Below are 13,317 nucleotides of genomic sequence, written 5' to 3'. Positions count from 1 at the left end.
CAGGCCCGAGAGCGCTATCCAGGAGCGCCCGTGATGCATGGATGTGCATCGCTTTGACAGACAGGGCCGTGCGAAACGCCGAAAGTCGTATTCGCCGGATTTCACCGCGATGTTACCGTGGCAAATCGCCTCACGCTAATCTGGGTCCAAATCCGGCGCGTGAAGGCAGCCATATACAACAATACAAACGAATTAATGAACTCGGGGAGCGAACGATGACAATGGCAGCAGCAGCGGGCCGCGAAGCCCGCACCGGTGGAATGACGGCTGAAGAGCGAAAGGTCATTTTCGCTTCCTCGCTCGGCACCGTTTTCGAATGGTACGATTTCTATCTCTACGGCTGGACCGCCGCACAGATCGGCAAAGCCTTTTATTCGGCGTTCGACGCCAATACGCAATTCATCTTCGCGTTGCTGACGTTTTCCGCAGGCTTCCTGGTACGGCCGTTTGGCGCGCTGGTGTTTGGCCGGGTCGGCGACCTGGTCGGACGCAAATATACTTTCCTCGTCACCATCACCATCATGGGCCTTTCGACCTTCCTAGTCGGCCTGACGCCGGCCTATGACAGCATCGGCTGGCTGGCGCCCGCGATCCTGATTTTCCTGCGCTGCCTGCAGGGGCTCGCGCTTGGAGGCGAGTATGGCGGCGCGGCGACCTACGTCGCGGAACATGCGCCTCATGGCCGGCGCGGCTTCTACACATCCTGGATTCAGACGACGGCGACCGTCGGCCTGTTCCTGTCGCTGATCGCCGTCTATGTGGTGCGCAACAGCATGAGCCCCGACTCCTTCGCGGCGACCGGACTTTCCGGAGGCTGGCGCATTCCCTATCTGCTGTCGATCCTGTTGCTCGGCATTTCGATCTGGATCCGTCTGCAATTGTCGGAATCGCCCATGTTCCAGAAGATGAAGGACGAAGGCACGCGCTCCAGGGCGCCGCTGACGGAAGCCTTCGGCAATTGGACCAACGGCAGGATCGCGCTGTTCTCGCTGCTCGGCCTCGTCGCCGGCGAAGCCGTGATCTGGTACGGTGGCCAGTTCTATGCCCGCATCTTCCTCGTCAGCACGCTCAAGGTGCCGGCCAACGCTGCCGATATCGCGGTGATCGTGGCGCTGGCGATCGCGACCGCCGGCTTCGTGTTGTTTGGCTGGCTGTCCGACAAAATCGGCCGCAAGCCGATCATCCTGGCCGGTTGCCTGCTCGGCGCCCTGACCTATCACTTTGCATTCGGCCTGCTCACCCACGCCGCCAACCCGGCGCTGGAGAAGGCGCTGGCCAGCGCACCGGTGACGGTTACCGCCGATCCCGCCGATTGCCATCTGCTGTTCGATCCGGTCGGCGGGCGCGTGTTCACGAGCTCCTGCGACGTGGCGCGCAACGCGCTAATCGCCTCGTCGGTGAACTTCAAGATGGAGAACGGTACGCCCGGCAGCCTCGCCAAGGTGACGGTCGGCGACAAGTCGTTCGACTCCGTCAACGGGGCATCGCTTGACGCCAAGACCTTCGCCGCCCAGCGCGGAGCGTTCACCACGGCCGTCACCAACGCGGTCGGCGCGGCGGGCTATCCGATCAAGGGCGCCAACCCGGCCGAGATCAACACGCCGCTGCTGATCGCCGTCCTCACCTATCTCGCGATCCTGGTGACGATGGTCTATGCGCCGCTTGCCGCGGCGCTGGTCGAACTGTTCCCAACCCGCATCCGCTATACCGGCATGTCGCTGCCCTATCATATCGGCAATGGCTGGTTCGGCGGCCTGCTACCGCCGATCGCGGTCGCACTTGTCGCGGCGACCGGCAATATCTACGCGGGCCTTTGGTATCCGATCGTGATCGCGGCGATGACCTTTGTCATCGGCATGATCTTCATTCCCGAGACCAAGGACGTCGACATCAGCAACGTCTGAGGTCCTGAGAACGCGGATCTATTCGATTCACCGGCAACCGGCCGCGGAGCGATCCGCGGCCGATTTGGTTTCAGCCGGCGCTTCCGGCAAATTGCAGCACCACCTCGCGCCGGTGCGGCCGGGCGCGATGCTCGATCAGGTAGATCGCCTGCCACGTCCCCAGCGCGAGTTCACCGTTCAGGACCGGGACCTGCAGCGATGTCGCGGTCAGCATGGTCTTGACATGCGCGGGCATGTCGTCGGGACCTTCGGTGTCGTGGCTCCATCCCGCATCCTCGGGCGCAAAGCGGTCGAGCGCCGTCATCAGGTCGCGCAGCACCGACGGATCGGCATTTTCCTGGACCGTCAGCGACGCTGAAGTGTGACGGATGAACAGCGTCACGGCCCCTTCACGGGCGCGCGCGTCGTTCACAAATTTCACTACCTCACCCGTGAGATCGGTAAAGCCGGCTCCGGATGTTTGGATCGTCAAGCGCGACGACACGATGACGTTTGCTGCGACCGTCGACAGCGCGGTGCGGGTGGCGGGCCTGGATGAAATCATGAAGCTCTCTCGATGTCGTCGCGGTGAACGCTGGAATTCCGATTCCATGCGGGGAGATCGCAGCAACCCCGGTGTTCGTCAAATCCTGCCGCTGACGTCCTTCTGCATCCGATTGGCCATGTCGACCAGCCGCCGCCAGGCCTGCTCCAGAAACGACATCATGTGGTCCATGTCGCGGTCGCTGGGCAGCGGAATTTCGATCTTGCGCGAGCTATCGCCCGCTTGCGGCTCGGGCTTCTTCAGCGTGTCCGATTTCGGCAGCGCCTCGTCGATCTTGCCCGAGACGGTCGGCTCGCGTTCCGCCAGTTGTTGTCTAAGCTTGTCGTTTTCGGATTGCAGCCGGCCGATTTCATCGTCGAACGCCGCGCGTTCGTCGGGCACAAGATAGCAGGCCCAGCCGGTTCCGTTGTTGGCACAATTCGACACCGCACCGGTCCGGGTATCGAGCCGGATCACGCCATCGGCGACCGGCGACAGCGTATAACGGCCATTCTCGGTATCGGGCGCCGGCTGCCCCGCGGCATGGCTGGCGCGTCCGAGGCCAAACATCATCACCGCGGCCGCAGCGATGGCGACCAATTTCGAAGGCGGCGCGGCTGTCATCATGGAAGTGCTCCGCGTTAAAGCTGCACGCTCCTTGTACAAGAGCATGATCCGGAAAAGTGGAAACCGGTTTTCCGAAAAGATCATGCTCAAATAGAAAGTTAGAGCTGGATGACGATTCGAAGAAAAGTCATCCTGCTCTAGACCTGCGAACGATAGGGCGCCCGGCCCGATTTCAACGCATCCGCCAGCAATTCGATCCGGTCCTGCCCCCAGAATACCTCGCCGTCGAGCACATAGGCCGGCGAGCCGAACACATCGGCCGTCAGCGCATCCTGGCGATTTTGCTCATAGGCCGCGCTGATCGCGTCCGATCCGGAGCGTTCGACCAATTGGCTGCCGGGAAGCCCGCAATCGTCGGCCAACCTGGCCAGCACCGCGGGATCGGCAAGGTTGAGCTGATCCTCCCACACCGCCGGATAGACCCGCCGCAGCAACGGATCGGGGTCGTGGCCGGCCTCGATCGCTGCGATCACGACGCCGTCGGCCAGCCGCGCATTGAACGGCCAGTGTACCGGTTGCAAATGAAATTTCAGGCCGCGTTTGTCGCGCCAGCGCTGCAACTCGACCATCCGGTAGCGCTGCCGCACCGGATGGCGCTTGAGCAATGGCAGCCCGCCGGTTTCCGAAAACAGATCGACCAACACCACCGGCTTGTGATTCACCTCAAGATCGTAGGTAGCGACGACCTCCCGGAACAAGGCGTGTCCGATATAGGCCCACGGAGATTGAAGCGAGAAATAATAGTCGACCTGACGCGGCATGCGGCTTCCCGAAAAGGATTGGTGATAAGCATCTGAAACGCTTCGATGCATCCCAACAGACCCGCCCATGGGGCGCAAGATCGATCCGCCGCGCGATCACTGCCGCAGCGTGGCGGCAGCCTTGTGACAGCGCCGAATTTTGTCCAATAAATTCAGCCAAATCAATATACTAGCTTATTACCACGCAATCTTGACTTGATTGGAGGCGGTAAGTATGGTCCGCGCGGCTTTTGAGGGTGACGGGGCGTCATTTCCACCAACGCGGCATCGTTTCGGGTCTGCGCAGCATGGCTGAAGGCACCGACGACGGCGGAAACGGAAATCGCGATACATCGTCGTCCGACGAGGCTGCGCTTTCCGCAAGGCTCGGAAGTCTGGATCACCGGTTGTCCCAAATTCGCGGCAGCCGCCAAGCCAAGACTGACCAACCCGGATCTGGAAGCGGAGACGGGTCGGCCAGAGCCTCGGCGATGGCGCGCGGTTTCCAGCTTTCCTCGGAGTTGATCGCCGGCGTCATTGTCGGAGCGCTGATTGGCTGGGGTTTCGACCACTTGTTGTCGACTTCGCCCTGGGGGCTCATCGTGTTTGTCCTGGTCGGCTTCGTCGCCGGCGTGGTCAACCTGGTGAGATCGGCGGGCGTGGTTCCGGGCAGAAGCGGCCGTTAAGGGCGAAAAGCCGGACGAATTGAATTGCAGAGCGCCGGCGTGGCCGGCGGTACCTTAGAGATGCCACGCGGATGATCGATCCGATCGAACAGTTCAATATCGAAAAGATCTTTACGATTGGCCATATCGGCAATCAGGAGATCGCCTTCACCAATTCCTCGGCCTACATGTTCGGCACGGTGGCGCTGATTTCGCTGCTGATGATCGGCGCGGGCCGGCAGCTGGTGCCTGGCCGCCTGCAGTCGATCGCGGAAATCAGCTACGAATTTGTCGCCAACACCATCCGATCGACGGCCGGCAAGGATGGAATGAAATTCTTTCCGCTGGTGTTCTCGCTGTTCATGTTCATCGCGGTGTCGAACATCGTCGGGGTTATTCCCTACAATTTCACGATCGCCAGCCACCTCATCGTCACCGCGACACTCGCGATGGTGGTGTTCTTGACGGTGCTGATCTACGGTTTCTACAAGAACGGCCTGAAATTCTTCAAACTGTTCGTTCCTTCGGGCATTCCGATCTTCATCCTGCCGCTGGTCGTGTTCATCGAGGTGTTCTCGTTCTTCCTGCGACCGATCTCGCACTCGGTGCGTCTGTTCGCGAACATGCTCGCGGGCCATATCGCGTTGGCGGTGTTCGCAAGCTTCATTCCGCTGCTGGCGGGCCTCGGCATTGCCGGTTACTTTGGCGCCGTGTTGCCGCTGGGCATGGTAATCGCGCTGACCGCGCTCGAACTGCTGGTCGCGTTCCTGCAGGCTTACGTCTTCACCATCCTCACCTGCATCTATATCAACGATGCTATCCATCCGGGCCACTGATCCGGCCCTCTTCACCAAACCTCAACTAGGGAGTTCGTTTCATGGATCCGATTGCCGCGAAGTACATTGGCGCTGGTATTGCCTGCATTGGCATGGGTGGCGCCGGCGCGGGCGTGGGCATCATCTTCGGCAACTATCTCGCCGCCGCGGTGCGCAATCCTTCCGCAGCCCAGGGCCAGTTCGGCAACCTGATCTTCGGCTTCGCCGTGACCGAAGCGCTCGGCATCTTCTCGCTGCTGATCGCGCTGCTGCTCCTTTTCGCGCTCTGAGACTTGTTGCACTCTGAGACTTGCCTGCGCGTTTTCTTCAGGGAATGCGCGCTAAGCCGGACAGGAGAAGCCAATGGCTGAGAGTCATGGCGAGGCCACGGGCACGACCGCCCACACCGAAGCCGACGGCCAAAAACATCCGTTTCCGCCGTTCCAGAAGGACACCTTTGCCTCGCAACTGGTGTCGCTGGCGATTGCGTTCGTGGCGCTCTATCTGATCGCCTCGAAGATCGCGTTGCCGCGCGTCGGCGGCCTGCTCGACGAACGCCAGAACGCCATCGACGGCGATCTGGCCGAGGCGCAAAAGCTGAAGGACCAGTCCGACGCCGCGCTGAAGGCCTATGAGAGCGAGCTTGCCTCCGCCCGTTCCCGGGCGCAGGCGATCGGCGCGGAAACCCGCGAAAAGCTCAACGCGGCATCGGAAGCCGAGCGCAAGACCCTGGAAGAGAAGCTGTCGCTCAAGCTGGCCGGGGCGGAAAAGACCATTGCCGCGACCCGCGAGGCGGCGATGAGCAATGTCCGCGGCATCGCTGCGGATGCGGCTTCCGCGATCGTGCGGCAGCTGACCGGTTTGCAGCCCGATACCCAGTCGGTGAACAGCGCCGTCGACGCGTCCTTGAAGGGATAGGTTAGATGTTCGCTGAACCGGAATTCTGGGTTGCCGTCGCCTTCGTCATCCTGATGATCGTGTTCGTCTATGTCGGCGTACACCGCACGGTATTGACGGCGCTGGACCACCGCCGCGACCGCATCAAGGCCGAACTCGACGACGCGCGCCGCCTCAAGGACGAAGCCGCCAAGCTGCTCGCGGACTACAAAACCCGCGGCGCCAGCGCGGAACGCGAGGCGCAGGACATCATCGCCGCGGCCAGGGCCGAGGCCGAGCGGATCGCCGCCGAAGCCAAGATCAAGATGGAAGATTTCGTCGCCCGGCGCACCAAGACCGCCGAGGGCAAGATCGCGCTGGCCGAAGCGCAGGCGATCGCCGATGTCCGGTCAGCCGCGGCCAACGCGGCGGTTGCGGCCGCCTCCTCGATCCTGTCGCAGTCGGTGAAGGGCCAGGTCGCCGACGACCTGCTCGCCAAAGGCATCGCGGAAGTCGGCCACAAGCTGAACTGACGAATTCAACGACTTCAGCAAAAGCCGGCGCGAGACCATCGCGCCGGCTTTTTTATTTCCTCTTTTTGGCCGCCCGCGGCTTCGGCTCCGGTGCCAGGGCCTGCGGATCGAAGCCGATATAGAAGATGTAGGAATCCCCGGTAGCGCCCGGCGGCAGCGGATAGACTAGGTCGTCGGCGACCAGCGTGAACGGCACCGAGCCGTCCTCCGACATCTGCACCGTCGTCGTATAGGCCTTGGTGGCGATGGTGCTTTCGGTGATGCCGCCCTGAACCACGGCGACGCGCATCGGAACCTCGACGGTCGCCGGGGCCCCGGCCGGTCCGGCGATGACGCGCCCCTGGATACCGATCCGCGCCGTGACCTCGCCGCCGTTAATCGTACAGTCGCGCGCGGTGCGGGTGATCGAGGCCTGATAGCGCAAATCACTGCCGGTCGCGTCCTTGCCCGGCAATCCCACCGCAAAGGTCGACGCGCCGGCGCGAATACTGACCGGCGGGCAGTCGACAATATTATCCGATTGGTTCGCGGGCGGCGCCCCCGGCGACGATTCCTGCGCTGGCGGCGCGTCCGGTTTTCCGCCGAACAGACCCTTGATGCGATCGGTGATCGACTGCGCCGACGCCGGCGAAACCACAAGGCTGCAACCGATAGCCAAACCGGCTGCGCCCAAGATCGCGATCGTCCGATACCTGCCTGCCCGGCCGGTCATGACCACTGTCCTTTTCCCATGAAACGCACCTAATTCTCTCATCACTCAATCGTCGGTTTCCGGGGCCCTACGCCGCAATGGCGGCGAACCCAAGGCACCGGATCTGGGCTCTTATTTCGGGTATCTAAATCCCCTACCGGCTCTAGCATTTTGTTTTGACGCGTTTTCTTCGCGCAAACCGGAATCCACCCCGCTATCCAAAGTCCGGGGCAGGCTTTCGCTAGAAAACGCTGCAAATCCTGCTCAACCGCGAAAATCCTCGTGCAACAGGCCGAACAGCAGATGGTCCTGCCAGACGCCGTTGATACACAGATAGCGCCGCGCCAGCCCCTCGCGGGAAAAGCCGCATTTCTCCAGCACCCGGATCGACGGCGCGTTGGAGGGGATGCAGGCCGCCTCGACGCGGTGCAGATTGAGTTCACCGAACAGCGAGGGCAGCAGCACGCGCAGCGCCGCCGTCATGTAGCCGCGATGCGCATGAGGCTGCCCGACCCAGTACCCGATGGTGCCCGCCTGCACGATGCCGCGGCGAACATTCGCGAGCGTGACGCCGCCGATCATGGCGCCGTCGAATTCGCGGAAGATGAGAAACGGATAGGACCGGTCGGCGGCGATGTCCTCGGCATAACGGCGCAGACGCCGGCGGAATCCCGAGCGGGTCAGATCGTCGGACGGCCAGATCGGCTCCCACGGAGTCAGATAGTTCCGGCTGGTTTCGCGCAACTGCGCCCATTGCAGAAAGTCGGACATCTGCGGCGCACGCAGCAACAGGCCCTGACCACGCGGGGCGAGTGCGGCCGTTCCGCTGGATGGTAAACGAAACAACGCCATGACATGCCTCCCGATGTCAGACCGGCCACCGCGCAACAGCCCGCCGTGCAGGCGCGCCTGTTAGTGAAGGCGGGCTTTGGCCTTCGATCTGGTCAATCCTTCCGCGAAAGACACCGCCGTGTCCAGACCCCTGCCGCTGCCAAGCGCGACAACCGCCGGACGGCTGCGCGACAACAGGCCGCGCGCGGCATTCCGCGTCGATTCCACGCTTACGGCATCGATCCGGGCGACCAGTTCTTCCACCGTCAGCGGACGCCCATAGGCCAGGATGTGGCGCGCCAGCTGCTCGGCGCGCGAGCTGCAGCTTTCCAGCGCCATCAACAGCCCGGCTTTCATCTGCGCCTTGGCGCGCGCGATTTCCGCCTCGCTCAAGGTCTCGACGGATTCGTTGATGACGTCGACGATCACTTCCATCATCTCCGGCGCGTCCGCGGGATCGGTGCCGGTATAAAGCCCGAAAAAGCCGGTATCGGCATAGGGTGCGTGGAAAGTATAGATCGAGTAGCACAGCCCGCGTTTCTCGCGCACCTCCTGGAACAGCCGCGACGACATTCCGCCGCCGAGCGTGTTGGTGAAGACCTGCAACGAAAACAGCGACAGGTCGGTTTGCGGCACGCCCTCGAGCGCCAGCGTCAGATGCGCCTGCTCGAGTTCACGATGCACCACGCGCGAACCGCCCTTGCCGAACATCGCCGGTTGCGGCTTCGGGGCGGGCGTCGCATCGAAACTGGCAAACCGCTCGGCCGCTTCCTCAACCACCCGCTTGTGGTCGACAGCGCCGGCCGCCGCCACCACCATGTCGGGGCCGCGATAATGCGTCGAAAGGTAGCCGCGCAGCGTATCGCGGTCGAAGCCCTTCAGGGTCTTTGCCGTTCCGAGCAGCGAGCGGCCCATCGGCTGGTCCGGATAGCAGAGTTCGTTGAGATGTTCGAACACCACGTCGTCGGGGGTATCCTGCGCGGCGCCGATCTCCTGCACGATGACACTCTTCTCCCGCTCCAGTTCGTCCGGCACGAAAGAGGGATTGGTGAGAATGTCGGACAACACGTCGAGCGCCAGCGGCACATCCGCCTTCATCACCCGCGCGTAATAGGCCGTGGTCTCGGTCGAGGTACCGGCATTGAGATCGCCGCCGACCGCCTCGATCTCCTCGACGATTTCGCGCGAACTGCGCCGCGCAGTGCCCTTGAACGCCATGTGCTCAAGCAGATGCGAGATACCGTGTTCGTCCGGCTTTTCGTCGCGGCCGCCGACGCCGGCCCACACCCCGAGCGCCGCGGTCTCGAGATGCGGCATGGTGTCGGTAATGACCGTGAGGCCGGAGGGAAGCTTGGTGACATCGACGCTCATCCGGCAACTCCTTGCTTCGCGGCACGGCTGACCGACCGCACGAACCGCTCCACTTCAACCTGATCGTTCTTCATGACCTTGATCTGCTCGGGCTTCGTCATCAGGCCTTCGAGCCAGGCCGGCAATTGCGGACGCACGCCGCAGGCGGCCTCCACCGCGTCGGGAAATTTCGCGGCATGCGCGGTCGACAGCACGATATTGGGGACCATGGAATCCGCAGTGTCGCGGTCCGCCACCGCCAGCGCCACCGCGGTATGGGGATCGACCAGATCGCCGGCCTCGCGCCACGCAGCACGGATCGCGGCGCCGGTTTCGGTCTCATCGGCTCGGCCGGCGTCGAATTCGGCGCGGATCGCCGCCAGCATCGCGTCGGGCAACACGAACCGCCCGGATTGCTGCAGCGACGCCATCAGCGCGCGGACGATGCCCGCATCGCGGCCGCTGGCCTCGAACAACAGCCGTTCGAAATTCGAGGAAACCTGAATATCCATCGACGGCGAGGCCGAGGCGTGAACCTCGCGCACCTCGTAGATACCGGTCTTGAGCGTGCGCGGCAGAATATCGTTGACGTTGGAGGCGATCCGCAGCCAGCGCACCGGCAGACCCATGCGCTTGGCGACAAGACCGGCGAAGATATCGCCGAAATTCCCGGTCGGCACGGTGAAGTCCACCGTCCGCGCCGGCGCGCCGAGCGCGACCGCCGCGGTGAAATAATAGACCACCTGGGCGACGATCCGCGCCCAGTTGATCGAGTTCACGCCCGACAGCGCAACCGCGTCGCGAAACGCGTGATGATTGAACAATCCCTTCACGATCGCCTGGCAATCGTCGAAGGTCCCCTCGACCGCCAGCGCATGGACGTTGCCGGCGCCGGTCGTTGTCATCATCCGCCGCTGCACGTCGGAGATCCGGCCATGCGGAAACAGCACGATCAGATCGACATTGTCGAGGCCAGCGAAGGCTTCGACCGCGGCGCCGCCAGTATCGCCCGAGGTCGCAACGACGATGGTCGTACGTTGCGCCCGCTGGGCCAGCACATGATCCATCAGCCGCGAGATCAGCTGCATCGCCACGTCCTTGAACGCAAGGGTCGGACCGTGAAACAGCTCCAGCACGAATTGATTGGGACCGCTCTGGTCGAGCGGCACCACCGCGGGATGACGGAACGTGGCGTAAGCCTCATTGGCCATGCGGCCGAGATCGGCGTCGGAGATTTCACCGCCGGCAAACGGCCTGAGAACATCGACCGCGACTTCCCAATAGGGCCGGCCGAAGAATCCGGCGATGGTCTGCGGTGCAAGCTGCGGCCACGTTTCCGGCACGTAGAGGCCGCCGTCGCGGGCAAGCCCGGTCAGCATCACGTCACAGAAGCCCAGGGCCGGGGCTTCGCCCCGGGTCGAAATGTACTGCGTCAAACCGCCCTCCAAAGGCTTTTTTATTCTCATAAGCCTTTGATATTAATATACAATTGTCATTTTCCGATGACAAAGCCGGGCGGCACCATAGAGCGTTTTCGGGACAATGGGAAATGCCGCAATGACGCGCAGAAAAAGGGGTTTCGGGCGCGCCATCACCGGGCCGGAAGCGACGCCTTGCGGGCCAATGGGGCGTGTGGGTGCAATCTTTCGAATGTCGCTCCCGCGCACGCGGGGGCCCATAACTACCGGTACCCGCGGCAGGAAGAACTGCTGCGCTGGCTTTCCACAACACGAGCATCCGTGGTTATCGGTCCCGGATCGCATTCGCTATGCTCACTTGTCCGGGACGACGCCGGTGGAATGGTTTCCCAATTCAATTTTCGTACAGCCGATACCGGAACCTCATCCTCGATGAGCGGCGCTAAGCGATGCGTCTCGGACAGGCCGCTTCATGAAAATCCGGCAAACAACGGATGTGATGACGTTAACGTGATAAGCTCATGATTGTATCCCCTTTTCGTCAGCCGACGTGACACTCTCGCGGGAACCAATGTCGCGGGACCGACTTGGTGCCGGCTAGCGAATGCCGCGGATTCCCGAGACATCCGATCACGACACCGAATTAAAACATCCCATCAAGGCATCCGATGAACCGCAGGCTCGTTTGCCCCGGACGCCGGGCCGCCTTTTTAGGAACACAGCAATGCGAGGCGCCACATGAAGAAAACAATTTCACTAGCCGAAGAAACTCAGCCGAGAAACATTCAAAGGGCGGATGTCGCGCCTGCCGAGGGCTTCTCGCTGGTCGTTGATGGTCATTTCAAGGCTCACTACCATGATGAAAAGGCCGCCCAAGAAGCCGGGGCCGACCTGTTTCAAAGGTTTCCGATGTTGCAGGTCATGATTTACGATGCTGCGACCAAGATACGCTCCCCATTAGGGTAGATTTCTTCCTTAAAGGCGCAGCGGCCCATATTCCCATGAGGAATTATGTCGCTTTCCGATCATGAGTGGCGCATAGTTCTAACATCACCGTCCCGCCTTCGGCATCTATCGGTGACTGAGAGTGTTGCGCTCCCGCCTGATCAAGGCGAAACACCATGACCAACCAGCAATTGCCCTCCCCTAAGGGCCAGACAGGAACCGCCCCGGCGCATATCACCAGCGATCTTTTCGGCGTTGAGGGCCGAATGTTCGAATGCCCTGCTCCCGGTCCGGTCTATCAGCGCGAGGTGGGACTTCCTGATCCGCTGAATTTGGCCGAGATAGGGGGCTGGCTCCGCGGCGAATTGCGAGCTCGGCCAACCTAGAACCATATCGGTTCTGATTGAATCAGAACCGGATTCTCACCTTTGTTTTGACGCGTTTTCTTCAATCCACTTCGCTCGAAAACGCTACAGAACTTTCCTTGCTGCAAACCCAGAACAGACAAATCCCTTGAAGGAGGGCACGATGGAAGAATTTATGCGCTGCGAAAACCTGATCATTTACAGAAGGCAATTGGCTCTGGCCAAGAACGAAACCCACCGGCAACTGCTCTTGAAGCTGCTCACCGAAGAAGAGGCCAAGCTTCCGATCGCGACCAGATAGGGCGGCGCTGCCGCGCGTTGCGCGTTTGGGAGTTCTCACTGCGAACGATCATCTGGGCATGATCCGGACCCGGAAGGCCCGGTTTGCGCGAAATGAAAACCGGTTTTCCCGCGCGACAAATGCGGAACACATTGGCCCGGAGATCATGCTCAAACTGGAGTGATGAGAGCATGATCCCAGTCGATGCCGGATGAAATGCCTGTGTTGGATTGCGAAGCCAGGGAGCAATCATGCTCTGTCCTGGGAGCCGGGGACCGTGACGGCGCACCGCCAAATAGAAGGGATATTTGGTATGTTGCCTAACGAGGTTCGTTCATGATGGCTCTGCGTCCCTCTGCAACGCCGCAAATTGTGCTCGTTGTTGAAGATGAGATGCTGCTGCGCATGCAAGCGGTCAATATGGTCGAAGATGCCGGCTATTCTTCGATAGAAACCGTCGATGCCGACGAGGCTTTTGCTGTGCTCAAGTCCAGGGCCGATATCGCGTTGCTGTTCACCGACGTCCAGATGCCTGGCAGCATGGACGGGCTTCAGCTGGCGCACGAAGTTTCCAAGCATTGGCCGGCGATCAAAATCATCCTTGTGTCCGGACAACTGAAGTTGTCGGGGAACGATATGCCGACCGGCAGCCGATTTTTCGCCAAACCGCTGGAATCAGGCAAAATGGCTGCCGAAATGCAGAATATGATGGGCCCGGCCTGACGTCGCGGCCGGTCCCATCCGGGTCTGGATC

Annotated in this window: 16 protein-coding genes; 9 read left to right on the top strand and 7 right to left on the bottom strand. The window is 61.7% G+C overall.

Annotated elements, in window-relative coordinates:
- The first annotated feature begins 221 nt into the window (after positions 1-221).
- On the top strand, positions 222-1,904 hold the full coding sequence (locus tag HB630_RS11440; protein ID WP_213772436.1) for an MFS transporter: 1,683 nt from the start codon (positions 222-224) through the stop codon (positions 1,902-1,904).
- Positions 1,905-1,974: 70 nt separating this feature from the next.
- On the opposite strand, the gene HB630_RS11435 is transcribed toward HB630_RS11440, so the two are convergent.
- From HB630_RS11435 to HB630_RS11425, 3 genes are all read right to left on the bottom strand, one after another.
- Positions 1,975-2,448, bottom strand: coding sequence for a secondary thiamine-phosphate synthase enzyme YjbQ (locus HB630_RS11435; RefSeq protein WP_213772326.1), 474 nt, complete (start codon positions 2,446-2,448; stop codon positions 1,975-1,977).
- 78 nt (positions 2,449-2,526) lie between these two features.
- Positions 2,527-3,000: a hypothetical protein gene (locus HB630_RS11430; protein WP_249780821.1), complete on the bottom strand. Its 474-nt coding sequence runs from the start codon at positions 2,998-3,000 to the stop codon at positions 2,527-2,529.
- A 191-nt stretch (positions 3,001-3,191) separates the two neighbouring features.
- On the bottom strand, positions 3,192-3,815 hold the full coding sequence (locus HB630_RS11425) for a 2-hydroxychromene-2-carboxylate isomerase (RefSeq protein WP_213772324.1): 624 nt from the start codon (positions 3,813-3,815) through the stop codon (positions 3,192-3,194).
- Between the two features lie 287 nt (positions 3,816-4,102).
- On the opposite strand from HB630_RS11425, the gene HB630_RS11420 reads away from it, so the two are divergent.
- The 5 genes from HB630_RS11420 (at position 4,103) to HB630_RS11400 (ending at position 6,683) form a co-directional block, all read left to right on the top strand.
- Complete coding sequence (locus HB630_RS11420) at positions 4,103-4,480, top strand: AtpZ/AtpI family protein (protein ID WP_213772323.1); 378 nt, start codon at positions 4,103-4,105, stop codon at positions 4,478-4,480.
- Between the two features lie 71 nt (positions 4,481-4,551).
- Positions 4,552-5,295 (top strand): F0F1 ATP synthase subunit A, encoded by a 744-nt coding sequence (locus HB630_RS11415; RefSeq protein WP_213772322.1) that lies wholly within the window; start codon positions 4,552-4,554, stop codon positions 5,293-5,295.
- Between the two features lie 41 nt (positions 5,296-5,336).
- On the top strand, positions 5,337-5,564 hold the full coding sequence (locus HB630_RS11410; RefSeq protein WP_009796340.1) for a F0F1 ATP synthase subunit C: 228 nt from the start codon (positions 5,337-5,339) through the stop codon (positions 5,562-5,564).
- A gap of 73 nt (positions 5,565-5,637) precedes the next feature.
- Positions 5,638-6,192, top strand: coding sequence for a F0F1 ATP synthase subunit B' (locus HB630_RS11405; RefSeq protein ID WP_213772321.1), 555 nt, complete (start codon positions 5,638-5,640; stop codon positions 6,190-6,192).
- Positions 6,193-6,197: 5 nt separating this feature from the next.
- Entirely contained in the window at positions 6,198-6,683 is a 486-nt protein-coding gene (locus tag HB630_RS11400) for an ATP F0F1 synthase subunit B (RefSeq protein ID WP_213772320.1), read from the top strand.
- A 52-nt stretch (positions 6,684-6,735) separates the two neighbouring features.
- Here HB630_RS11400 and HB630_RS11395 read toward each other — a convergent pair whose 3' ends face one another.
- The 4 genes from HB630_RS11395 to thrC form a co-directional block, all read right to left on the bottom strand.
- Positions 6,736-7,395 carry a hypothetical protein gene (locus HB630_RS11395; RefSeq protein WP_213772319.1) on the bottom strand — a complete coding sequence of 220 codons (660 nt, stop codon included), beginning with the start codon at positions 7,393-7,395 and terminating at the stop codon, positions 6,736-6,738.
- A 243-nt stretch (positions 7,396-7,638) separates the two neighbouring features.
- Entirely contained in the window at positions 7,639-8,226 is a 588-nt protein-coding gene (locus HB630_RS11390; RefSeq protein ID WP_213772318.1) for a GNAT family protein, read from the bottom strand.
- A 60-nt stretch (positions 8,227-8,286) separates the two neighbouring features.
- Positions 8,287-9,576 carry a pitrilysin family protein gene (locus tag HB630_RS11385; protein WP_213772317.1) on the bottom strand — a complete coding sequence of 430 codons (1,290 nt, stop codon included), beginning with the start codon at positions 9,574-9,576 and terminating at the stop codon, positions 8,287-8,289.
- Positions 9,573-10,991 (bottom strand): threonine synthase, encoded by a 1,419-nt coding sequence (gene thrC, locus HB630_RS11380; RefSeq protein ID WP_213772316.1) that lies wholly within the window; start codon positions 10,989-10,991, stop codon positions 9,573-9,575. The genes HB630_RS11385 and thrC overlap by 4 nt, the downstream gene beginning before the upstream one ends.
- Positions 10,992-11,711: 720 nt before the next feature.
- Here thrC and HB630_RS11375 point away from each other — a divergent pair.
- The 3 genes from HB630_RS11375 (at position 11,712) to HB630_RS28350 (ending at position 13,286) form a co-directional block, all read left to right on the top strand.
- Positions 11,712-11,939: a hypothetical protein gene (locus tag HB630_RS11375; RefSeq protein WP_213772315.1), complete on the top strand. Its 228-nt coding sequence runs from the start codon at positions 11,712-11,714 to the stop codon at positions 11,937-11,939.
- 507 nt (positions 11,940-12,446) lie between these two features.
- Positions 12,447-12,584: a hypothetical protein gene (locus tag HB630_RS11370; protein ID WP_213772314.1), complete on the top strand. Its 138-nt coding sequence runs from the start codon at positions 12,447-12,449 to the stop codon at positions 12,582-12,584.
- Between the two features lie 315 nt (positions 12,585-12,899).
- A complete protein-coding gene (locus HB630_RS28350) occupies positions 12,900-13,286 on the top strand; it encodes a response regulator (protein WP_249780793.1) in 387 nt (128 codons plus the stop codon).
- The last annotated feature ends 31 nt before the right edge of the window (positions 13,287-13,317 follow it).

The organism is Bradyrhizobium sp. dw_78, assembly GCF_018449525.1.
In the GTDB taxonomy this organism is placed as follows: Bacteria; Pseudomonadota; Alphaproteobacteria; order Rhizobiales; family Xanthobacteraceae; genus Bradyrhizobium.
The sequence above is the reverse complement of the archived record's forward strand: the minus strand, read 5'-3'. Positions and strand labels throughout refer to the sequence as shown.

Bases quoted from the DNA above. Each gene is read 5' to 3' on its own strand.
- HB630_RS11425 (WP_213772324.1), bottom strand. From the start codon at position 3,815: ATGCCGCGTCAGGTCGACTATTATTTCTCGCTTCAATCTCCGTGGGCC.
- HB630_RS11395 (WP_213772319.1), bottom strand. From the start codon at position 7,395: ATGACCGGCCGGGCAGGCAGGTATCGGACGATCGCGATCTTGGGCGCA.
- HB630_RS11405 (WP_213772321.1), top strand. From the start codon at position 5,638: ATGGCTGAGAGTCATGGCGAGGCCACGGGCACGACCGCCCACACCGAA.
- HB630_RS11385 (WP_213772317.1), bottom strand. From the start codon at position 9,576: ATGAGCGTCGATGTCACCAAGCTTCCCTCCGGCCTCACGGTCATTACC.
- HB630_RS28350 (WP_249780793.1), top strand. From the start codon at position 12,900: ATGATGGCTCTGCGTCCCTCTGCAACGCCGCAAATTGTGCTCGTTGTT.
- HB630_RS11430 (WP_249780821.1), bottom strand. From the start codon at position 3,000: ATGATGTTTGGCCTCGGACGCGCCAGCCATGCCGCGGGGCAGCCGGCG.
- HB630_RS11435 (WP_213772326.1), bottom strand. From the start codon at position 2,448: ATGATTTCATCCAGGCCCGCCACCCGCACCGCGCTGTCGACGGTCGCA.
- HB630_RS11420 (WP_213772323.1), top strand. From the start codon at position 4,103: ATGGCTGAAGGCACCGACGACGGCGGAAACGGAAATCGCGATACATCG.
- HB630_RS11400 (WP_213772320.1), top strand. From the start codon at position 6,198: ATGTTCGCTGAACCGGAATTCTGGGTTGCCGTCGCCTTCGTCATCCTG.
- HB630_RS11370 (WP_213772314.1), top strand. From the start codon at position 12,447: ATGGAAGAATTTATGCGCTGCGAAAACCTGATCATTTACAGAAGGCAA.
- HB630_RS11410 (WP_009796340.1), top strand. From the start codon at position 5,337: ATGGATCCGATTGCCGCGAAGTACATTGGCGCTGGTATTGCCTGCATT.
- HB630_RS11375 (WP_213772315.1), top strand. From the start codon at position 11,712: ATGAAGAAAACAATTTCACTAGCCGAAGAAACTCAGCCGAGAAACATT.
- HB630_RS11440 (WP_213772436.1), top strand. From the start codon at position 222: ATGGCAGCAGCAGCGGGCCGCGAAGCCCGCACCGGTGGAATGACGGCT.
- HB630_RS11390 (WP_213772318.1), bottom strand. From the start codon at position 8,226: ATGGCGTTGTTTCGTTTACCATCCAGCGGAACGGCCGCACTCGCCCCG.
- HB630_RS11415 (WP_213772322.1), top strand. From the start codon at position 4,552: ATGATCGATCCGATCGAACAGTTCAATATCGAAAAGATCTTTACGATT.